The 19,398-nt window shown below is 65.1% G+C and carries 19 protein-coding genes; 12 read left to right on the plus strand and 7 right to left on the minus strand.

What is annotated here, in order from left to right:
• Positions 1-93 precede the first annotated feature (93 nt).
• Positions 94-2,076, minus strand: coding sequence for a threonine--tRNA ligase (thrS, locus tag VHN57_RS18875; protein WP_278987896.1), 1,983 nt, complete (start codon positions 2,074-2,076; stop codon positions 94-96).
• A gap of 170 nt (positions 2,077-2,246) precedes the next feature.
• On the opposite strand from thrS, the gene VHN57_RS18880 reads away from it, so the two are divergent.
• The 3 genes from VHN57_RS18880 (at position 2,247) to VHN57_RS18890 (ending at position 3,554) form a co-directional block, all read left to right on the plus strand.
• Complete coding sequence (locus tag VHN57_RS18880; RefSeq protein ID WP_278987892.1) at positions 2,247-2,684, plus strand: ExbD/TolR family protein; 438 nt, start codon at positions 2,247-2,249, stop codon at positions 2,682-2,684.
• Positions 2,685-2,778: 94 nt separating this feature from the next.
• Entirely contained in the window at positions 2,779-3,366 is a 588-nt protein-coding gene (locus tag VHN57_RS18885; RefSeq protein ID WP_423284880.1) for a hypothetical protein, read from the plus strand.
• Positions 3,363-3,554, plus strand: a complete 192-nt coding sequence (locus VHN57_RS18890; RefSeq protein WP_004208912.1) for a helix-turn-helix transcriptional regulator — start codon at positions 3,363-3,365, stop codon at positions 3,552-3,554. The genes VHN57_RS18885 and VHN57_RS18890 overlap by 4 nt, the downstream gene beginning before the upstream one ends.
• Positions 3,555-3,652: 98 nt before the next feature.
• Here VHN57_RS18890 and VHN57_RS18895 read toward each other — a convergent pair whose 3' ends face one another.
• The 3 genes from VHN57_RS18895 to VHN57_RS18905 form a co-directional block, all read right to left on the minus strand.
• Complete coding sequence (locus tag VHN57_RS18895; RefSeq protein ID WP_278988604.1) at positions 3,653-4,189, minus strand: O-acetyl-ADP-ribose deacetylase; 537 nt, start codon at positions 4,187-4,189, stop codon at positions 3,653-3,655.
• Between the two features lie 4 nt (positions 4,190-4,193).
• Positions 4,194-4,607, minus strand: a complete 414-nt coding sequence (locus tag VHN57_RS18900; RefSeq protein ID WP_278988606.1) for a VOC family protein — start codon at positions 4,605-4,607, stop codon at positions 4,194-4,196.
• Between the two features lie 69 nt (positions 4,608-4,676).
• The gene (locus tag VHN57_RS18905) at positions 4,677-6,839 is read right to left on the minus strand and encodes an AsmA family protein (RefSeq protein ID WP_423284883.1); all 2,163 of its coding nucleotides are present in this window, start codon (positions 6,837-6,839) and stop codon (positions 4,677-4,679) included.
• 159 nt (positions 6,840-6,998) lie between these two features.
• Between VHN57_RS18905 and rpmI the strand changes: the two genes are divergently transcribed.
• The 7 genes from rpmI to VHN57_RS18940 all read left to right on the plus strand — a co-directional run bounded on the left by rpmI (position 6,999) and on the right by VHN57_RS18940 (position 13,089).
• Positions 6,999-7,202 carry a 50S ribosomal protein L35 gene (rpmI, locus tag VHN57_RS18910; protein ID WP_004208916.1) on the plus strand — a complete coding sequence of 68 codons (204 nt, stop codon included), beginning with the start codon at positions 6,999-7,001 and terminating at the stop codon, positions 7,200-7,202.
• Between the two features lie 13 nt (positions 7,203-7,215).
• Positions 7,216-7,578 carry a 50S ribosomal protein L20 gene (rplT, locus tag VHN57_RS18915; RefSeq protein ID WP_004208917.1) on the plus strand — a complete coding sequence of 121 codons (363 nt, stop codon included), beginning with the start codon at positions 7,216-7,218 and terminating at the stop codon, positions 7,576-7,578.
• Between the two features lie 225 nt (positions 7,579-7,803).
• On the plus strand, positions 7,804-8,424 hold the full coding sequence (locus tag VHN57_RS18920; protein WP_423284886.1) for a LysE family translocator: 621 nt from the start codon (positions 7,804-7,806) through the stop codon (positions 8,422-8,424).
• Positions 8,425-8,472: 48 nt separating this feature from the next.
• Positions 8,473-8,799 carry a GIY-YIG nuclease family protein gene (locus VHN57_RS18925; RefSeq protein ID WP_278988780.1) on the plus strand — a complete coding sequence of 109 codons (327 nt, stop codon included), beginning with the start codon at positions 8,473-8,475 and terminating at the stop codon, positions 8,797-8,799.
• Between the two features lie 62 nt (positions 8,800-8,861).
• Positions 8,862-9,953, plus strand: coding sequence for a phenylalanine--tRNA ligase subunit alpha (gene pheS / locus VHN57_RS18930; protein WP_423284888.1), 1,092 nt, complete (start codon positions 8,862-8,864; stop codon positions 9,951-9,953).
• Positions 9,950-12,367: a phenylalanine--tRNA ligase subunit beta gene (gene pheT / locus VHN57_RS18935; RefSeq protein ID WP_278987947.1), complete on the plus strand. Its 2,418-nt coding sequence runs from the start codon at positions 9,950-9,952 to the stop codon at positions 12,365-12,367. Before pheS ends, pheT begins: the two co-directional genes overlap by 4 nt.
• 17 nt (positions 12,368-12,384) lie before the next feature.
• The gene (locus VHN57_RS18940) at positions 12,385-13,089 is read left to right on the plus strand and encodes a DUF4386 domain-containing protein (RefSeq protein WP_278987949.1); all 705 of its coding nucleotides are present in this window, start codon (positions 12,385-12,387) and stop codon (positions 13,087-13,089) included.
• Here the strand turns inward: VHN57_RS18940 and VHN57_RS18945 are convergent.
• Entirely contained in the window at positions 13,079-13,573 is a 495-nt protein-coding gene (locus tag VHN57_RS18945) for a hypothetical protein (protein ID WP_004208924.1), read from the minus strand. The genes VHN57_RS18940 and VHN57_RS18945 overlap by 11 nt on opposite strands.
• A 197-nt stretch (positions 13,574-13,770) precedes the next feature.
• Here VHN57_RS18945 and VHN57_RS18950 point away from each other — a divergent pair, with 197 nt between their 5' ends.
• Positions 13,771-14,652 (plus strand): aldose 1-epimerase family protein, encoded by an 882-nt coding sequence (locus VHN57_RS18950; RefSeq protein WP_278987951.1) that lies wholly within the window; start codon positions 13,771-13,773, stop codon positions 14,650-14,652.
• A gap of 490 nt (positions 14,653-15,142) precedes the next feature.
• On the opposite strand, the gene VHN57_RS18955 is transcribed toward VHN57_RS18950, so the two are convergent.
• Positions 15,143-16,177, minus strand: coding sequence for an IS110 family RNA-guided transposase (locus tag VHN57_RS18955; protein ID WP_423283039.1), 1,035 nt, complete (start codon positions 16,175-16,177; stop codon positions 15,143-15,145).
• A 298-nt stretch (positions 16,178-16,475) separates the two neighbouring features.
• On the opposite strand from VHN57_RS18955, the gene VHN57_RS18960 reads away from it, so the two are divergent.
• The gene (locus tag VHN57_RS18960) at positions 16,476-18,053 is read left to right on the plus strand and encodes a peptide chain release factor 3 (RefSeq protein ID WP_017502740.1); all 1,578 of its coding nucleotides are present in this window, start codon (positions 16,476-16,478) and stop codon (positions 18,051-18,053) included.
• Between the two features lie 44 nt (positions 18,054-18,097).
• Here VHN57_RS18960 and VHN57_RS18965 read toward each other — a convergent pair whose 3' ends face one another.
• Positions 18,098-19,348, minus strand: a complete 1,251-nt coding sequence (locus VHN57_RS18965) for a spinster family MFS transporter (RefSeq protein ID WP_278988350.1) — start codon at positions 19,346-19,348, stop codon at positions 18,098-18,100.
• Positions 19,349-19,398 lie beyond the last annotated feature (50 nt).

Below are 19,398 nucleotides of genomic sequence, written 5' to 3' on the forward strand. Positions count from 1 at the left end.
CTCCCCCGGTCAGGTGATGCCGCCATGCTATCAGGGGTCGGTCAGGCCGGGGGGAGAGATGGCTCCATTACGGTGCCATCTCTCCCGCGCAGGTCAGGCCAGATCGGGCGCCAGTGCGTCCTTCGCCAGCCGGGCGATCAACTCGCTCACCGACAACATGGTCTGGCCATCCTTGCCCAGTTCACGCAGAGCCACCGTGCCTTCTTCCGCTTCGCGGCGGCCGACGACCAGCAGGTTGGGCACCTTGCCCAGCGAATGTTCGCGCACCTTGTAGTTGATCTTCTCGTTGCGCACGTCGGCCTCGGCGCGGATGCCGGCGGCGCGCAGCTTCTCGACCACGTCGAGCGCATAATTGTCCGCATCCGACACGATCGTCGCGACCACCGCCTGCACCGGCGCCAGCCATAGCGGGAACTTGCCGGCATAATGTTCGATCAGGATGCCGATGAAGCGCTCATAGCTGCCGAAGATCGCACGGTGCAGCATCACCGGCCGGTGACGCTCGCCATCCTCGGCAATGTAGCTCGCGTCGAGCCGCTCGGGCAGCACGCGGTCCGACTGGATCGTGCCGACCTGCCAGGTGCGGCCGATCGCGTCGGTCAGGTGCCATTCCAGCTTGGGCGCATAGAAGGCGCCTTCGCCGGGCAGTTCTTCCCAGCCATATTCCGGCGTGTTGAGGCCGGCGGCGGCAACTGCGTTGCGCAGTTCCTCTTCCGCCTTATCCCACATTTCCTCGGTGCCGAAGCGCTTTTCCGGGCGCAGCGCCAGCTTGATCGAATAGGTGAAGCCGAAATCCCGGTAGATCCGGTCGGCCAGCGCGCAGAAGGCACGCACTTCCTCGACGATCTGGTCCTCGCGGCAGAAGATATGGGCGTCGTCCTGGGTGAACTGGCGCACGCGCATCAGGCCGTGCAGCGCGCCATGCGGCTCGTTGCGGTGGCAGCAGCCATTTTCGTAGAAGCGTAAGGGGAGGTCGCGATAGCTCTTGATCCCCTGCTTGAAGATCAGGATGTGCGCCGGGCAGTTCATCGGCTTCAGCGCCATCCAGTCGACATCGTCCGACACCAGCGGGCCTTCGTCCGCCACATTGGGCACTTCGTCGGGGATGACGAACATATTCTCGCGATATTTGCCCCAATGGCCCGACTGCTCCCACTGGCGCGCGTCCATCACCTGCGGGGTCTTCACCTCGCGATAGCCGGCATCGTCAATCGCGCGACGCATATAGGCTTCCAGCTCGCGCCAGATCAGATAGCCCTTGGGGTGCCAGAAGACGCTGCCATGTGCTTCCTGCTGCAGGTGGAACAGATCCATCTCCGCGCCCAGCTTGCGATGGTCGCGCTTGCCGGCCTCTTCCAGCCGCGTCAGATGCTCATTGAGCTGCTTCTTGTTCAGCCAGCCGGTGCCATAGATGCGGCTCAGCATCGCATTCTTCTGGTCGCCACGCCAATAGGCGCCCGACACGCGGGTCAGCTTGAACGCGGCCGGGTCTAGCTTGCCGGTGGACGCCAGATGCGGGCCGCGGCACATGTCGTACCAGCCGTCGCCACTATGATAGACGGTCAGTTCCTCGCCCTGCGGCAGTTCGGAGGCCCATTGCGCCTTGAACGTCTCGCCGGCCGCTTCCCACTGGGCGATCAGCGTGTCGCGGGCGATCACTTCGCGGCGCAGCGGCTTGTTGGCGGTGATGATCTTGCGCATCTCCGCCTCGATCGCGGGCAGGTCTTCCTCGGTGAAGGGGCGATCCTTGGGCGCGAAGTCATAATAGAAACCATCGTCGGTCGCCGGGCCGAAGGTGATCTGCGTGCCGGGGAACAGCGCCTGCACCGCTTCGGCCAGCACATGGGCGAAATCGTGGCGCGCCAGTTCCAGCGCGTCGGCCTCGTCCTTCACCGTCACCAGCGCGAGCTGCGAATCCTGTTCCAGCGGGCGCATGATGTCGCGCAGCTCGCCGTCGACCTTCGCGGCGATCGCCGCCTTGGCCAGGCCCGGCCCGATCGCCGCTGCAATGTCTGCCGGGGTAGTGCCGGGCGCGACTTCACGCACGGAACCATCGGGCAGGGTGATCTTGAGCATGGCGGACACGGGGGGTCTTTCTGTGAAATTTGCGGGTTGCGCAGCCCAAAAAGCCGCGCCTTCCCCATAAATGGGCGGTCTGCCCTGTCAATAGAAGGCCTCTTGCCAAGAGTCACCCATGGGCGCATGTTTTATGTGCTGATATATCATTATCAGTGCAGGAGGGACTTATGGCTTTGAGCTTTGCAAAATCCCGTGGCGCACAGGATGACGCGCCGATGAGCGAGATGAACACGACGCCGCTGATCGACGTGATGCTCGTGCTGCTGATCATGTTCATCATCACCATCCCGATCCAGACCCACAGCGTCGGCATCAACCTGCCCCAGGCGCCGGTCGATACCAGCCTGCCCCAAGCCGATCCGATCAAGAACAAGGTGACGATCGACGCATCGGGCGTGGTCCGCTGGAACGGCATGGCGGTCGATGCCCTGACACTGCGCCGCTATCTCGCCCAGACGCTCGCCATGCCGGTTGAACCGGAACTGCAATTCCAGCCCGACGCTGCCGCCCGCTATCTGGTGGTCGACCAGACGCTGGCCGACATCCGCCGCTCCGGCGTCACCAAGCTCGGCTTTGTCGGCAATGAGCGCTATGGCCAGTTCTGACAAGCGTGCACGATAAAATGTAAAGGTAAGTTGACTCATTGCTTCCTGCTTATGTAAAGGGCGCTTGACCCTTTCAGAGCAGGAGGCACGAGTCATGATCGCCCCGGAACCTATCCATCCCTTTCCCTGGCGCATCTGCGCGGCGGCCGCGCTGTTCACGGTGCTGATGGTGGCCGCGGCCGTCGCCGCCAATATCTTCACCATCAGCGGCAATGGCAAATTGCCGCTGATGGTGCCGGGCCTGCTGGCGCTGGGCTGGCTCATCTGGGAAGCGATGCGGCTGGCGCGGGGCGTGCCCGGATCAGCGATCGCCCGCTATATCGGCCGGGTCGTGCCGCTGATGATCGCCAATATCGTCACCGTGGTCGCGGCCATCACCATCCAGCGCGAATGGCATCCGGCGGGCGTATGGGCCGTGCTCGTCGCCTTGCTGCCGGCGCCGCCGCTGATCGGCTTCATCTGGGCGATGGGCCGGCTGCTGGTGGAGGAGGCCGACGAATATCTGCGCATGGTCCATGCCCAGCGCGCGCTGATCGCCGCCGGCTTCATGTTGGTGATCACCACCGTCTGGGGCCTGCTCGAAGGTTCCGGCCTTGCCCCCCATGCGCCCGCCTATGCCGCCTTCATCCTGTGGAATCTGGGGCTGTTGCTGGCGCCGATCCTACCGGGCGGCCGCGCATGAAGAACCGGCTCAAGATCTTGCGGGCGGAGCGCGACTGGAACCAGAGCGATCTCGCCGCCCAGCTCGGCATCTCGCGCCAGAGCGTCAACGCGATCGAGACCGGCAAATATGATCCCTCGCTCCCGCTCGCCTTCCGCATCGCCGACCTGTTTGGCTTGAAGATCGAGGATATCTTCCTGCGCGACTGAGGCCAAGGCGCTGGCGTCATGCAAATGCCATAGCGCTCATCCCGCGCTTATGGCCGGCAGCGACCAGAAGCGTAGAAAGGGAATGAGAGCCAAACACTCTAATCCGCCGCGACAGCATCCCTGACGGCAGCGTCGTAGAGGGCGCGATTATCCTCGTCGAAACAGACGAAGAGGATATGGTCGAAGGCGTCGGGGTCGCGGCCGAGCGCTTCCGCCACGGCGCGGGCGGCGACCTTGGCGGCCTGGGCCCTGGGATAGCCATAGAGGCCGGTCGAGATCGCCGGGAAGGCGACCGCGCGCAGGCCGTGGTGGCGGGCGAGCGACAGGCTGTGGCTATAGCAGCTGGCGAGCAGGTCGCGCTCGCCCTGATTGCCGCCCTGCCAGACCGGGCCGACGGTGTGGATGACGTAGCGGGCCGGCAACCGGTAGCCGCGCGTGATCCGCGCCTCCCCGGTCGGGCAGCAGCCAATGCCCCGGCATTCCTCCAGCAGTTCCGGCCCGGCGGCGCGGTGGATCGCGCCATCGACCCCGCCGCCGCCGAGCAGGCTGTTATTGGCGGCGTTGACGATCGCGTCGACCGCGCAACGGGTGATGTCGCCCGTCACCACGTCCCAGCGCGTCGTCCCGACCATCATCGCATCAGTCCCTGATCGGCCCGCCGATCGACCAGACATGGCCGAAGGGATCGGTGAGCTGGCCATAGCGGGCGCCCCAGAACTGGTTGTCGATCGGGAAGCGGATTGCCGCGCCGGCGGCCACCGCCCGGTCCCACCAGCGATCGGCATCGTCCACTTCCAGATGCAGCGTGACCGCCGCCGGCTTTTCCGCCGTGGCACCGCCGCACATTTCGGGAAAATGATCGTTCAGCATCAGCCCGCCATCATTGACCGTCAGATGGGCGTGCATGATCCGCGTGCCATCCTCTTCCAGATGGCGGCTCTGCTCGCTGGCGCCGAACGCAGCCGTGTAGAAGGCGATGGCGTCGGCGGCCTTGCCGTCGGCGATGGTCAGATGGGGCGTGACCCCCGGCAGGACGAACGGCGTGTCGCTCATGATCCTCTCCTTCGCGCCGACCCATGGGCCGAGTCGGCTGGGCCACAGAATAGGCCCGACGCATGACCTTCAGAAGATGCCGAGGAACTTCTTGTCCTGCGTCTTCTTTTCAGCCTTGCTGCCCTTGCCCGCTTCATCCTTTGCGGTGGTGCCGCGGCCGACATCGTCGCGCGGCTTGCCGCCACGGGTGCGCTGGGCTGCGGCATCGGCGCCGGCCAGCACCGGGCCGCAGGCCGCCGCCTTGGCGTCACCCACATCGACAAAGGCGAGCGTCGCGGCGATCGGCGTGGCGACGATGCCCAGCGCCGCCGCCGCGCCGCCGCGCGCGATCAGGTCCGGGCTGATGACATTGATCGAGGGCCGGGCAAAATAGCCGCCAATGCCGACCGGCGACTGGCCGGAGAAGAGGCTGATCTTCTTGCCGTCGGCGCGGAAGGCGAGGTCGAGGCTCTCATTCCTGAACGAGAAGCCGCCCCGCCCGACCATCACATTCTTGCGCGTGTCGATCAGGATCGGGTCGGCCGCCGCCACGCCGTTGCGCACGGTGAAGGCGATCAGGCCGCAATTGATCTGCACCGGGTCCTTCAGCTTCTTTTCGAACATCTTGGTGATGAAGGTGCCGACATCGATTTCGGAAAGCTGGACATTGCGCGCCCACATGCTGCCCGCCGGCAGGATGACGGCGATGCGGCCATTGGCGGTGGCAAGCGAGTCATGGACGGTATCGCCCAGGCCCGTCATCTGCATCCGCCCCTTGACCATGCCGGTCGTGCCCGATTGCTCGACACCCCATCGGGCGAGCAGCGTGCCCATCGGCGTGGGCGCCAGGCGGACGTCATAGCTCGTGCGCACCGGCTGGTTGCGGGCGTTGATCTCTATGTCCGACGCGACATGGCCGCCCGCCATGTCGAAGGTCAAAGGCGAGAGCGTCAGCAGGCTATGGTCGAGCTTCAGCGTCATAGCGGCGTTGGCAATCGGCACGTTGGGCGCGCGGATGGTCTTCACGCTGTAGCGGACATTGGCGTCGAAATTGCGGATCGCCTCGATCCGCAGCGGTGCGTCGGGCAGCAGGCGCGGGGTGCCCTGCACGGTCGTGATCGCGCCGGCCCCGCCCTGCGCATCCAGCCGTTGCGGATCATAGCCGATGAAGGGGCCGACATCGATGATGTCGAGCCGCTGCGTCGCCAGATCGGCGTCGAGCAGCAGCCGGTTGTTCGGCAGCGACACGGTGAAACGCCCGGCCAGGTCGGAAGCGCCGAACCGGCCCTTCAAATGGGTGAAGCGCCACTCCTCGCCCGCCTTGGTCAGGGCCGCGGTGAAGCGATAATGGCGGGTGCCGGGAATGGCCACGCCCAGGAAATCGAACAAATGGCTGAGATTGGGGCCCTGCGCCACGACGCGCAGGTCGCTGCCCTCCAACTCGGTCGCGCCGGGCAGCGTGCCGGTTATCTCCAGCACGGTCGCGCCCGCCTGTGCCCGCAGCACCAGGCTGTTCTTGCCGCCGGTGACGGTGGCGTTGGGCGACAGCAGGCCGCCCTTGAGGGTAAAGGGCTTGCCGCGCATCGTGCCCGTGCCCGACAGGCGAACATCGCTGGCAAAGCGGGTGTCCTGCGCCTTCACCGTCTCGAAGCCGATATCGGTCGAGAGCATGAGCACCGGATCGCGATAGCGCATGGTCGTGCCAGCGAGCAGCGCGCGGCGGACGAGCGGCAGGGTCATCGGCTCGCCCTTCCGGTCGGGGTCGCCCAGCGTCCATGTATTATGCTGCCGGTCGCGCGACCATTCGAGGTCGGCGGCGGCGCCCCGCAGTTCCAGCCAGGGGATGCGATATCTGCTGCCGAAGATCAGGCTCAAGGGCGCGATCCGTGCATCGATCAGGTCGGCGCGCAGCAGGTCGGGCCGGCTGGCCCAGGGCAGGTTGGCGATGCGCATGCCCTCCGCCCGGAACTTGATCGCGATCGGCGCGAAATAGAGCTGGAAGTCGCCGCCGACCTCTACCTGCCGCGCCAGCCGGGCGGACAGGATGCGCTCGAACGGCCCTTTCAGGAACCGCCCCTTGGTGACGAAGAGGATCAGCCACAGGGCAAGGATGATGCCGACGATCCATAGCAGGATGCGGGCCGGCAGCGGCAGACGGCGCCAGCGATCGCGCGCACGGCGCAGATGGACAGCCGCGCCGCCCGGTTGGGCGGGCTTGGACGCGCTGGGCGGCACAGGTTCGACATCGGCCATGGCGGGGTCAACGCGGGCATGCCGCCTTTGGGTCCGAATCGCTTGCTTTTACGGGCGCGGCCGACTATGGGCCGCCCTTCGCGATATTCAGTGAGACCGCCCGGCTAACTAGGGCTGCCGTGGCTGTCTGTAATCGTCGCGCCAAACAAGGAGACGAAAATGCCCAAGCTCAAGACCAAGAGCGGTGTGAAGAAGCGCTTCAAGTTCACCGCTTCCGGCAAGGTCAAGCACGGCGTCGCTGGCAAGCGTCACCGCCTGATCTCGCACAACGCCAAGTATATTCGCCAGAACCGTGGCACTTCCGTGCTGTCCGATGCCGACGTGGCTCACGTCCGCCTCTGGGCACCCTACGGCCTGAAGTAAGGAGTAGAGGACAATGGCACGCGTAAAACGTGGTGTAACCACCAAGGCGAAGCATAAGAGGATTTTGGTTCAGGCGAAGGGCTATTATGGCCGTCGCAAGAACACGATCCGCGTCGCTCGCCAGGCTGTCGAAAAGGCCGGCCAGTACGCTTATCGCGACCGCAAGGTCAAGAAGCGCACCTTCCGTGGCCTGTGGATCCAGCGCATCAACGCGGGTGTCCGCGCTGAAGGCCTGACCTATTCGCAGTTCATGCACGGCCTGAAGCTGGCCGGCGTCGAGCTGGACCGCAAGGTCCTGGCCGACATCGCGATGCACGAAGGCGAGGCGTTCAGCGCCATCATCGCCCAGGCCAAGGCTGCGCTGCCCGCAGCCTGACGCTGATCGATCGTAAAGATCGTCAAAGGGGCGCCGGGGCAGATGCCTTCGGCGCCCTTTTTGTTTTTTCCATCCCCTTCCGTTCGCTTCGAGCGAAGTCGAGAAGTCGATAGGATGGCGCTGCCGTTTCTCGACGTGGTTTATCCTGAGCACCTGCCTTGCAGGCAGTCGAAGGGCTCGAAACGAACGGCGGTGGTGCGCGAGAAAACAGGAGTAAGTGATCCCATGTCGCTGCATCTCTGGTGGTTGTACGTTACGGCGGTCTTCCTGATCTCGGCCACGCCGGGGCCAAACATGCTGCATGTGATGACGCAGAGCATCGCCCATGGGCCGCGCAAGGCGCTGGTGACGATGGCGGGGCTGATGAGCACCGTGCTGCTGTGCCTGATCGCGTCGGCGCTGGGCCTTGGCGCGCTGCTGAAAGCCTCGCCGCGCCTGTTCGACATATTGCGCTATGCCGGCGTCGCCTATCTCATCTGGCTGGGAATCAAGGCCTGGCGCGCGCCGGTCGGCACTGCCGACGGCGGCGATGCCGGCCCGGTCCGCTCGGCCCGTGCGCTCTATGCTACCGGTCTGCTGACTGGCCTGTCGAACCCCAAGCTCATCATCTTCGCCGCCGCGCTCTTCCCCCAGTTCATCGACCTGGCCCGCCCCTTCTGGCTTCAGCTCGCGATCCTGATCGTCAGCTTCGTGGTGATCGAAAGCTTCTGGTATTGCGTCTATGCGCTCGGCGGCGTGCGCCTCGCCAAATGGCTGGCCCCCGCCAACCGGCAGAAACTGTTCAACCGCGGCACGGGCCTGATGTTCATCGGCTTTGGCGGCGCGCTGCTGGGGGCTAGAGCTTAAAGCTAAGTCATTCCCGCGAAAGCGGGAATCCATCTCCAGGCGGGGCCGATGCAACGCGAGCTCGATCCGACAGTCTACATATTGGCCAGCCATAAAAATGGCACACTCTACGTCGGTGTCACATCAAACCTCGTGCAACGCCTGTATCAGCACCGTTCTGGCTTGATCGAAGGCTTCACCAGCGACTACGGGGTCAAGCGACTGGTCTGGTTCGAATGCGACGCATCCATGGAGGAAGCGATCCGGAGCGAGAAGCAGATCAAGAAGTGGAACAGGCAATGGAAGATCGATCTGATCGAACGGAGCAATCCCGATTGGCGCGATCTGGCTATCGATTTGGGCTTTGAGCCATTGGACAGTCGGCGCATCGATTGAGCGTCAGGATGATTGGATAGTGCGGGAGATGGATTCCCGCCTTCGCGGGAATGACGAATGATATGACCGAAATTAGCGCACTGAAAGCCGGCCTGATCGCCGACATCGAGGCTGCCGACACGCTGGACGCGCTGGAAGGGCTGCGCGTGGGCGCGCTGGGCAAGAATGGGGTCGTCACCGGCCTATTGAAGACGCTGGGCGGCATGTCGCCCGAGGAGCGTCTGGAGAAGGGCCCGCCGATCCAGGATCTGCGCGAAAGCGTGACCGCCGCGATTGCCGACCGCAAGGCCGCGCTGGAGCAGGCCGCGCTCGACGCCCGCCTCGCCTCGGAAAAGGTCGACATGACCCTGCCCGCCGATCTGGGGCCGCAGGGCAGCGTCCACGCCGTCAGCCAGGTGATGGACGAGCTGGCGGAGATCTTCGCCGACCTGGGCTTCTCGGTCGCGACGGGTCCGGAGATCGAGGACGACTGGCATAATTTCACCGCGCTCAATATCCCGGAGACGCACCCGGCACGCGCGATGCACGACACCTTCTACTTCCCGGACGAGGAAGGGCAGAAGAAGATGCTGCTGCGCACCCACACCTCGCCGGTGCAGATCCGCACCATGATGACGCAGGAGCCGCCGATCCGCATCATCGCGCCCGGCCGCGTCTATCGCAGCGACTCCGACGCGACCCACACGCCGATGTTCCACCAGATCGAGGGTCTGGTGATCGACAAGAGCATCACGCTTGGTCATCTGAAGTGGACGCTGGAGACCTTCCTCAAGGCCTTTTTCGAGCGCGAAGATATCGTCCTGCGCCTGCGCCCGAGCTATTTCCCCTTCACCGAACCCTCGGTGGAAGTCGATGTCGGCTACACGCTGACCAATGGCCAGCGCGTGATCGGCGGCGACGGCGATGCACCCGGTGGCGGCTGGCTGGAAGTGCTGGGCAGCGGCATGGTCAACCGCCGCGTGATCGAGGCATGCGGGCTTGATCCCGACGAATGGCAGGGCTTTGCCTTCGGCACCGGCGTCGATCGCCTCGCCATGCTGAAATATGGCATGAACGACCTGCGCGCCTTCTTCGACGGCGATCTGCGCTGGCTGAAACATTATGGATTCTCGGCACTCGACGTGCCCACGCTGTCGGGAGGAGTCGGCGCATGAAGTTCACCCTGAGCTGGCTCAAGACGCACCTCAAGACCGACGCGGACCTGGCCACCATTCTCAAGACGCTGAACGCCATCGGGCTGGAAGTCGAGGATGTGGAGAACCCGGCGGAGAAGCTGGGCGCGTTCAAGATCGCCAAGATCCTGACCGCCGAGCGTCATCCGCAGGCCGACAAGCTGCAGGTGCTGAGCGTCGACCATGGCGACGGCAATCCGTTGCAGGTCGTGTGCGGCGCGCCCAATGCCCGCGCCGGCCTGATCGGCGTGTTCGGCGTCGAGGGCGCGGTGGTGCCGGTCAACGGCATGGTGCTCAAGAAGACCGCCATTCGCGGCGTCGAATCCAACGGCATGATGTGCTCCACCCGCGAACTGGAGCTGGGCGACGACCATGACGGCATCATCGAACTGGCCGGCGACGCGCCGGTGGGTGAGGTCTATGCCAATTGGGCCGGCCTCAACGATCCGGTCATCGATGTGTCGATCACGCCGAACCGTCAGGACTGCATGGGCGTGCGCGGCATCGCCCGCGATCTGGCGGCGGCGGGCCTAGGTACGCTCAACGCCATCATCGTGCCGGAGATTGCCGGCGTGGGTCCGGGACCGGACGTGCGCACCGACGATATCGACGGCTGCCCCGCCTTCTTCGCCCGCTCGGTCAAGGGCGTGACCAACGGCGCCTCGCCCGAATGGATGGCGCGTCGGCTCAAGGCGATCGGCCAGAAGCCGATCAGCGCGCTGGTGGACATCACCAACTACATCATGATCGACCTGGGCCGGCCGCTCCATGTCTATGACATGGCGACGCTCAAGGGCGGGCTGGTCGCGCGCAAGGGCAAGGCCGGCGAGGAAGTGCTGGCCCTGAACGGCAAGACCTATGCCATTGACGAGACGATGACCGTCATCGCCGACGACGAGGCCGTGCATGACATTGGCGGCATCATGGGCGGCGAACATTCGGGCGCGCAGGACGGCACCACCGACGTGCTGATCGAATGCGCCTATTTCACGCCGGAGCGGATCGCGGTGACCGGCCAGAAGCTGGCGCTGACCTCCGACGCGCGCGGCCGGTTCGAGCGCGGCGTCGACCCCGCCTTCCTGGACGATGGCCTGTCGATCGCCACCAGCCTGGTCATGACCCTGTGCGGCGGCACCGCATCGGAAGCGACTCGCGCCGGCACCCCGCCCGCGACGCCCAGGACGGTCGCCTATGCGCCTGACCAGTGCCTGGCGCTGGCCGGCGTCGATGTGCCGCATGATGTGCAGAAGCGCATTCTGGAAAGCCTGGGCTTCGGCGTCAGCGGCGAAGGCGCCAGCATCGAATATCAGGATGGCGTGCCGGTGAGCGTGCCGGGCCACTGGACGATCAGCGTGCCGACCTGGCGCCGCGACGTCGATGGCTGGCCCGACATCGTCGAGGAAGTGGTGCGTATCGTCGGTCTGGACCATGTGCCGTCCACCCCGCTGCCACGCGTGCCGGGCGTTGCCCGCCCGACCGCCACGGCCGAGCAGCTGGTCGAGCGTCGCGTGCGCCGCACCGCCGCTGCCCGCGGCCTCGCCGAAGCGATCAACTGGTCCTTCATTTCCGAGAAGGAAGCCGCGAGCGTTGGCGGTGGCGACTGGACGCTGGCCAATCCGATCTCGGAGGATCTGAAGGTCATGCGGCCCTCGCTGCTGCCCGGCCTGCTGTCGGCGACCAAGCGCAATGTCGATCGCAGCGCCACGTCGATCCGACTGTTTGAACTCGGCCGGCGCTATTTCAAGCAGGGCGAGCGCGCCACGGTCGGCTTCGTGCTGGCCAGCGAGAAGACCGCGCGCAGCTGGCAGAGCGGCAAGGCCCAGCCCTTCGACGCGTTCGATGCCAAGGGCGAAGTGATCGCGCTGCTGGCGGCGGCCGGCGCGCCGGTCGGCAATCTGCAGAGCATGGGCGAGGCATCGGCGGCCTATCATCCCGGCCAGTCGGGCACGCTGCGCCTTGGCCCCAAGGTGGTGCTGGCCGAATATGGCGTGCTGCACCCGAGCCTGGCCAAGCAGTTCGGCCTGTCCGGCACCGTGGTTGCGGGCGAGATCTTCCTTGATGCCATTCCGGCCAAGCGCAAGAGCGGCTTCATGCGCGCGCCTTACGCGCCGCCGGCGCTGCAGGCGGTGAAGCGCGATTTCGCCTTCCTGGTGCCGGAAGCGGTCGAGGCCGATGCGCTGGTGCGCGCGGTCAAGGGCGCGGACAAGAAGGCGATCGTCGACGCGCGCCTGTTCGACGTCTTCACCGGCCCCGGCGTGGATGAAGGCCACAAGTCGCTGGCGGTGGAGATCACGCTGCAGCCGGGCGAAAAGAGCTTCGCCCAGGAAGAGCTGGACGCGATCAGCGCGGCGGTGGTCAAGGCCGCCCAGAAGCTGGGCGCGAGCCTGCGCGGCTAAGACAGGAAAGGCCGGCGATGGACGGGAAGGCTGAACGATTTCAGGCCCGCCTCGCCGGCCTCTTCTACATCGGCACCATTGGCTGCGGCATGTTTGCCGAAGCGGTGGTGCGCGCGGCCCTGATCGTGCCGGGCAACGGGCGCGAGACGATGCGCAACATCGCCGACTATCCCTGGCTCTATCGCGCCGGCGGGGCGAGCGATGTCGCCATGCTCTGCTGCTATCTGGCGGTCACGGCCCTGCTCTATGGCCTGTTCGCGCCGACCGGGCGGGTGCTGGCGCGCATAGCCGCCTTGTTCAGCCTGACCGGCATTGCCGTGCTGGCGGGCAACAGTCTGCTGCATCTGCTGCCGCTTGCGCTGATCGATGGTGCGCCGCATCCCGGCATTCCGATGGCGGAGGTGCAGTCGCTGGTGCGGATCAGCCTCAGCCTCCACAATGATCTCTACGGCATCAGCCTGATCTTCTTCGGCATCTATTGCCTGTTGATAGGCTGGCTGGCGATCCGTTCGCGGCGGTTGCCGGTGGTGGTCGGTGCGCTGCTGATGGCGGGCGGCGCGGTCCATCTGGTCGCGCGCAGCCTGGCGCTGCTGTCGCCGGCAATCGGCGAGGCGATCCCCGGCCAGCTCGATTTCGTGCCGCTACTGGGCGAAGGCGTCTTTGCCATATGGCTGCTGCTGTTCGGGGCGCCGCGCCCGGCGGCGCCGGAAATCAACCCGTAATCTTGCAGCCCTTGGCCGATGCCATGCCGCGTAGATAGCCGCGCCGGGCGAGACCGGCGGCAATCGCGGCGCGCAGTCGACGTTCCGCCGGGGCGGCACCGCTGATTTCCCGCACCACGCCGCGGAACGGGATCAGCGAATTGACCAGCGACTTGCCGACACCCTCGGCGATCTTGCTGGTGCGATCCTCATTGGCTTCGCGGCCGATGGTGAAATCGGGACCAAGCACCTTATTGAGCGCCGCCATGTCACCATTTAGCGCCTTGCAGGTCTTGCCCGATGGCGCGGCATAGGGATTTTCCTCGGCCGCGACGAGGATCGGCGGCACCTGCGTCTTTTCGATGCCGACATCGCGCGCCGGCTGGGACGCGATTTCGCCCGCCTTATCGAGCGTGTCGTCCCTCTTCTTGCCCTGTTCCTGGGCGAGCGCCGACGTGCCGAGCAGCAACAGGATCGTGGCGGTCGATACGGCAATTTTCATCATTGGTCCTCCCGCTGGCTCAACCCGCCAGCCCCCATGTCGGTTCCGCAACGTAACGATTGCGCGGCGGGCGAGACAGTCGGGATTTGCCGCGCCGGACCTTGGAATAGAGCCTGATCCACGTCATCTGTGGAAGCCCAAGGCGCTTCCACAGATGACGATCCGGCTCTATGTCGCTGGGCAAACAGGAGTGTTTCGCCATGAACGACCGCATCGCCATCGTCTCCGACCAGCTGTCCGCCAGCATATCGCCGCTGGGCGCCGAACTCTGGTCGCTGACCGATGCGCAGGGGCGCGAGCTGATGACCGATGCCGACCCGCAATGGTGGACCGGCCATGCGCCCCTGCTCTTCCCCTTCGTCGGCCGGTCGCGCGGCGACGTCTATCGGCTGAACGATGTCGACTATCCGATCGGCCAGCATGGCTTTGCCCGGACCAGCCCCTTCACCCTGGTCCATCGCAATGAGGAAGCCGTGCTGTTCCGGCTGGAAGCGGATCGGGAGACGCGCACCGTCTATCCGTTCGACTTCCGGCTCGACATGGGGTTCGTGCTGGAGGGGCCGAGCCTGCGCATGACGGCCACCGTCATGAACCGGGGCGAGACGGCGATGCCCTTCTGCTTTGGCTATCACCCCGCCTTCGCCTGGCCTTTGCCCTATGGTGGCAGCGTCGAGGAGCACCGCATCCGCTTCGCGCAGGCCGAACCCGCGCCGATCCGCAAGGTCGGCAGCGAGCCGGGGCTGATCGCGCTGGAGAGCGTGCCCTCCCCGGTCGAGGGGAAGGAACTGGCGCCGACCCATGCCATGTTCGCCGGTGACGCGCTGATCTGGGACGATCTCGCCAGTCGATCGCTGACCTGGGGCGTGCCCGGCAGGCCGCACCTGAAGATCGATTTCCCCGATACGCCCTGGCTCGGCCTGTGGCAGAAGCCGGGCGCTCATTATCTGTGCGTCGAACCCTGGGCCGGCATGGCCGACCCGGTCGGCTTCACCGGCGATGTCTGGGACAAGCAGGGTGTCATGACCCTGCTGCCGGGCGACAGCCGATCCTTCCGCATGGACGTGACGCTGGTCCAGGAATGAAATCGTCGTTTCGGGAAATAGTGAGGCAATCACCACCGCTGGCTGTGTCCCTAATCTGGGCGGCCTTGATATTCGCTTTGATCGCATTTCTCTTCTGGGTGAATCGTCATGCTGCGCGTGAGGAGGATCGCCGGGCGGCTTTGGCTTACCAAATTGAAGGCGCGTTAAACCGCCCAGCAGTTGCTGACTGCTTGACTCACCAACTGCCTCTTACAGGACGAAATTGGCATCTGTGGACGCCCCTTCGGATGCAAGCAGTAAATCGGGGTTTGTTGGCACGTAGTCGGATGCTGTCATCTGTCCGGCCTCGATGAGCAGCGCCATATGCTGCGGGCCAGTATGGGAGTTCGCGGACCGGATCCATTACAGGTTTACGCGCTTGGTTAGCGCTCTGCCATTCCCTGGTTCTTCCAGCCCCGTCTCGCCGACTGTTGTGCCATACCCTCCTTCGACCGCCTACGTCTCCGACGCCTCTGGCCGCTGCCTTGGCTTACGCCGCAACTGCTGCCGGAGCTCTGTAATCTTCATTTCTGGTGAGCAGTGCCCAGACCATGCGCGCCATCTTGTTGGCGAGCGCCACCGAGACGAGCATGCGCGGTTTGCGCGCGAGCATCCGCTCCAGCCACGAGCCGGCCGGCGCGCCGAACCGGCAGGCCTGACGCACCATCGAGCTACCTCCGATAATCAGTAGTCGCCTGATCGTCCGCTCGCCCATCTTCGATATGCTGCCGAGCCGCTGTTTGCCGCCGGTCGAGTGCTGACGGGGGGCGAGGCCAAGCCAAGCCGCGAAGTCGCGCCCCTTACGGAACGTCTCGACCGGCGGGGCCAGCGCGATGATGGCGGTCGCAGCGATAGGACCGATCCCTGGAATGGTCATTAGCCGCCTGGCCGCTTCATCCTCCTTAGCACGCCGTGCGATCTCACGGTCCAGCACGGCAATCTGCTTGTCGAGATCGGCCAGCATGTCGACCATGAGCTTGAACATGGGCCGTGCCGCTGCAGGCAGACTTGAAGTCATTTCCTCATCCTCGAGCAGGTCGGCGAGCATTGTCATATGCGCTGTGCCGCGCGGTGCTACCCAACCATACTCCGCTAGGTGCCCGCGAATGGCGTTGATCAGCTGAGTGCGCTGCCGCACCGCTAGGTCACGTGTGCGGAACACGAGCCCTGCGGCCTGTTGCTCTTCGCTTTTCACCGCCACGAAGCGCATGCCTGGGCGCTGCGCAGCCTCGGCAATCGCTTCAGCATCAATCGCATCGTTCTTGTTCCGCTTCACGAATGGCTTCACGTAAGATGGTGGGATCAGCCGCACATCGTGCCCCATCGTCTGTAACTGACGCGCCCAATGATGGGCGCCGCCGCACGCCTCGAGCGCTACTATGCATACCGGCTGACCTGCAAAGAACTCGAGCAGCTTTGCTCTCGTCAGCTTGCGGCTGAACACCATCGCACCCCGCTCGTCAGCGCCATGCGCATGGAAAACGTTCTTGGCGATATCCAGACCGATTGTGGTAACCTGTGACACGGACGCCTCCTCAGTGGTGCTTCAACACCTCCACTTTGCCATAAAGGCTGTCGGGGGGCGTCCACCCCATCAGGTTTTGGAGCGATCGCCCGAGATCTTGCGGAGAGAGAATGCCGCCCGGCATCTCAGGGTTGATATGGTGAATTTGGGCGATCGCTATCGGATCGATGTTTTCACACGGGATAGCCGGCAACTGAGGCCACAAGAAATCAACGCAGTAAAGCGCTGCCTCGGCCTTCCGGCCACGCAAAAATAGATCGGGCTGGGAACTTGGCCAAGATTCGCTATATGCGCGCGCATGAGCATCCCATCCCGCCGCACCTTCGCGATCATTTCCCACCCGGACGCCGGTAAGACCACGCTGACCGAAAAGCTGCTGCTGGAAGGCGGCGCGATTCACCTGGCCGGCGAGGTCAAGGCGCGCGGCGCGAACCGGCGCGCCCGTTCGGACTGGATGAAGATCGAGCAGCAGCGCGGCATCTCCGTCACCTCTTCGGTCATGACGTTCGAGCGGACGCGCGATGGCGAGACCATCACCTTCAACCTGCTCGACACGCCGGGTCACGAGGATTTCAGCGAGGATACCTATCGCACCCTGACCGCCGTGGACTCCGCCGTGATGGTGATCGACGCGGCCAAGGGCATCGAGCCGCAGACCCGCAAGCTGTTCGAGGTCTGCCGCCTGCGCAACGTGCCGATCATCACCTTCGTCAACAAGGTCGACCGCGAGGGCCGCGAACTGTTCGGCCTGCTCGACGAGGTCGCCGACCAGTTGCAGCTCGACGTCTGCCCGATGAGCTGGCCGGTCGGCATGGGCGGCGAGTTCGAGGGCATTTACGACTTCGCCACCAACCGGCTGATGCAGCCCACTGGCCCGTCCAAGGAATTTGACGGCACCCGTCACCAGTTCAGCGGCCTGGATGATCCCAAGCTGGCCGATTATCTGTCCGAGCGCGGCCTGGAAAAGCTGCGCGAGGAGGCCGAGCTGGCCCAGGGCGGCTATGCCGAGTTCGACCTGGAACGTTACCGCCATGGCGACCTGACCCCGGTCTATTTCGGGTCGGCGCTCAAGCTGTTCGGCGTGACCGAGCTGATCGACGCGCTGTCCGCCCATGCGCCGCCGCCGCGCGCCCAGCCGGCCGAGCCGGCCCCGGTCGAGCCCGAAGGCAGCGAAGTCACCGGCTTCATCTTCAAGGTGCAGGCCAATATGGACCCGATGCATCGCGACCGCATCGCCTTCATGCGGCTGGTGTCGGGCAAGTTCCGCCGCGGCATGAAATTGACGCCGAGCGGCAGCGGCAAGGCGCTGGCGGTCCATTCGCCGATCCTGTTCTTCGCGCAGGACCGTGAACTGGCGGACGAGGCCTTCCCCGGCGACATCATCGGCATCCCCAATCATGGCGCGCTGCGCGTGGGCGACACGCTGAGCGAGAAGCCCGGCCTGCGCTTTACTGGCCTGCCCAATTTCGCGCCAGAAATCCTGCGCCGCGTGCAACTGAAAGACCCGACCAAGACCAAGCAGCTGCGCAAGGCGCTGGATGACCTGTCCGAAGAGGGCGTGATCCAGGTCTTCTATCCCGAAATCGGCAGCAACTGGATCGTCGGCGTCGTCGGCCAGCTGCAGCTGGAAGTGCTGATCAGCCGGCTGGAGGCCGAATATAAGGTCGCGGCGGTGCTGGAACCTTCACCCTTCGACACCGCCCGCTGGATCAGCGGCGACGATCAGGCGATCAAGGATCTGGTCGCCTATAATGGCGCCAACATGGCCAAGGACCGCGACGGCAATCTGGTGTTCATGGCGCGCAGTGCCTGGGACATCGGCTATCAGCAGGAACGCCATCCCAAGGTGAAGTTCAGCGCCACCAAGGAGCGCTGAGCCGACAGCGAAAGTGACAGGGCAATGCCCTGTCACTTCATGGGTCAGGCCGTCACCCAATCCTTGCGCAGCGCCTTGCCGGCGAGCGCCATGAACAGGCCGGCGAGCAGGTAGAAGCCGAGCGCCGCGACGATGGCGTAGCGCAGCGCTTCCTGGCCATAGGTCGGGGTCAGCGCATCGGACAGGGCGCCGACGCTCCAGCTGCCAAGGCCGAGGCCGACGAGATTGTTGATCAGCAGGAAGGTCGCCGAGGCGCTGGCCCGCATATGCGGCGGCACCAGATGCTGCACGGCGGTCAGCACCGGGCCGAGCCAGACATAGACCAAGGCCTGCGGTATCAGGAACAGGGCGAAGGCGAAGCCGACGCTGGACGAGAGCACCCCGACCACGAACAAAGGCATGCCGATCACATAGCTGATCGCGGGCACCCAGGCGAACCAGGCCTTGTCGCGATTGCCCATGGCGTCGCCCAGGAAGCCGCCGAGCAGCACGCCCGCGACCCCGCCCAGCAGCAGCAGCCCGCCCAGAAACTGGCCCGCGCCCAGCAGGTCGAGGCCGAAGCTGCGCATCAACAGGCTGGGCAGCCAGAAGGCGACGCCATAGCCGCACATCGAGCTGCACGCGGCGCCCAATGCCAGGAACCAGAAGCTGCGTTTGGCCGCGAGAATGCCGAACACCGCGCTGACCGGCACGGGCGTGCCCAACTGCACCGGCCGCGCGGGTTCGCGCACCACCAGGCGGAAGAGCGGCGCGATGAGGATGCCCATGATGCCGACCGCGATGAAGGCCGTGCGCCATTCGACGGTCTGGGCGATATAGCCGCCCAGCAGCACGCCGCCGGCCGAACCCAGCGGAATGCCGAGCGAATAGATGGAGAGGGCGCGGGCGCGCTGATGCTGCGGGAAATAGTCGGAGATGACCGCATAGGAGGGGGCGACGCCGCCCGCCTCCCCCACGCCGACGCCGATGCGGAACAGGAACATCTGCATGAAATTGCCGGCCATGCCGCACAGCGCGGTGAAGCCGCTCCACACCGCCAGACTGACGGTGATGACCCAGGTGCGGCTGGTCCGGTCGGCCAGCAGCGCCAGCGGGATCGCCAGCGTCGAATAGAGCAGCGCGAAGGCAATGCCGCCCAGCGCGCCGAGCTGGGTATCGGTCAGTCCCAGCTCCGCCTTGATCGGCCCGGCGAGGATGCCGAGAATCTGCCGGTCGAGGAAGTTGAAGGTATAGACCAGCAGCAGCATCGCCAGCACGACGCCGCGATAGGCGGGGGAAGAGGTTCGGTCGGTCATGCGGGCCTGATACCAAATTTTCCGTTCGCTTCGAGCCTAGCCGAGAAGCC

It is taken from the genome of Sphingobium salicis subsp. salicis (genome assembly GCF_049472635.1).
Taxonomy (GTDB): domain Bacteria; phylum Pseudomonadota; class Alphaproteobacteria; order Sphingomonadales; family Sphingomonadaceae; genus Sphingobium; species Sphingobium yanoikuyae_A.

What these genes read in the sequence shown, in the direction of transcription:
- VHN57_RS18940 (WP_278987949.1), top strand. Translation starts at nt 12,385, where the DNA reads ATGGACGGGAAGGCTGAACGATTTCAGGCCCGCCTCGCCGGCCTCTTC.
- VHN57_RS18890 (WP_004208912.1), top strand. Translation starts at nt 3,363, where the DNA reads ATGAAGAACCGGCTCAAGATCTTGCGGGCGGAGCGCGACTGGAACCAG.
- VHN57_RS18895 (WP_278988604.1), bottom strand. Translation starts at nt 4,189, where the DNA reads ATGATGGTCGGGACGACGCGCTGGGACGTGGTGACGGGCGACATCACC.
- thrS (WP_278987896.1), bottom strand. Translation starts at nt 2,076, where the DNA reads ATGCTCAAGATCACCCTGCCCGATGGTTCCGTGCGTGAAGTCGCGCCC.
- VHN57_RS18950 (WP_278987951.1), top strand. Translation starts at nt 13,771, where the DNA reads ATGAACGACCGCATCGCCATCGTCTCCGACCAGCTGTCCGCCAGCATA.
- VHN57_RS18945 (WP_004208924.1), bottom strand. Translation starts at nt 13,573, where the DNA reads ATGATGAAAATTGCCGTATCGACCGCCACGATCCTGTTGCTGCTCGGC.
- VHN57_RS18925 (WP_278988780.1), top strand. Translation starts at nt 8,473, where the DNA reads ATGCAACGCGAGCTCGATCCGACAGTCTACATATTGGCCAGCCATAAA.
- rplT (WP_004208917.1), top strand. Translation starts at nt 7,216, where the DNA reads ATGGCACGCGTAAAACGTGGTGTAACCACCAAGGCGAAGCATAAGAGG.
- pheS (WP_423284888.1), top strand. Translation starts at nt 8,862, where the DNA reads ATGACCGAAATTAGCGCACTGAAAGCCGGCCTGATCGCCGACATCGAG.
- VHN57_RS18880 (WP_278987892.1), top strand. Translation starts at nt 2,247, where the DNA reads ATGGCTTTGAGCTTTGCAAAATCCCGTGGCGCACAGGATGACGCGCCG.
- pheT (WP_278987947.1), top strand. Translation starts at nt 9,950, where the DNA reads ATGAAGTTCACCCTGAGCTGGCTCAAGACGCACCTCAAGACCGACGCG.
- VHN57_RS18900 (WP_278988606.1), bottom strand. Translation starts at nt 4,607, where the DNA reads ATGAGCGACACGCCGTTCGTCCTGCCGGGGGTCACGCCCCATCTGACC.
- rpmI (WP_004208916.1), top strand. Translation starts at nt 6,999, where the DNA reads ATGCCCAAGCTCAAGACCAAGAGCGGTGTGAAGAAGCGCTTCAAGTTC.
- VHN57_RS18920 (WP_423284886.1), top strand. Translation starts at nt 7,804, where the DNA reads ATGTCGCTGCATCTCTGGTGGTTGTACGTTACGGCGGTCTTCCTGATC.
- VHN57_RS18965 (WP_278988350.1), bottom strand. Translation starts at nt 19,348, where the DNA reads ATGACCGACCGAACCTCTTCCCCCGCCTATCGCGGCGTCGTGCTGGCG.
- VHN57_RS18885 (WP_423284880.1), top strand. Translation starts at nt 2,779, where the DNA reads ATGATCGCCCCGGAACCTATCCATCCCTTTCCCTGGCGCATCTGCGCG.
- VHN57_RS18960 (WP_017502740.1), top strand. Translation starts at nt 16,476, where the DNA reads ATGAGCATCCCATCCCGCCGCACCTTCGCGATCATTTCCCACCCGGAC.
- VHN57_RS18905 (WP_423284883.1), bottom strand. Translation starts at nt 6,839, where the DNA reads ATGGCCGATGTCGAACCTGTGCCGCCCAGCGCGTCCAAGCCCGCCCAA.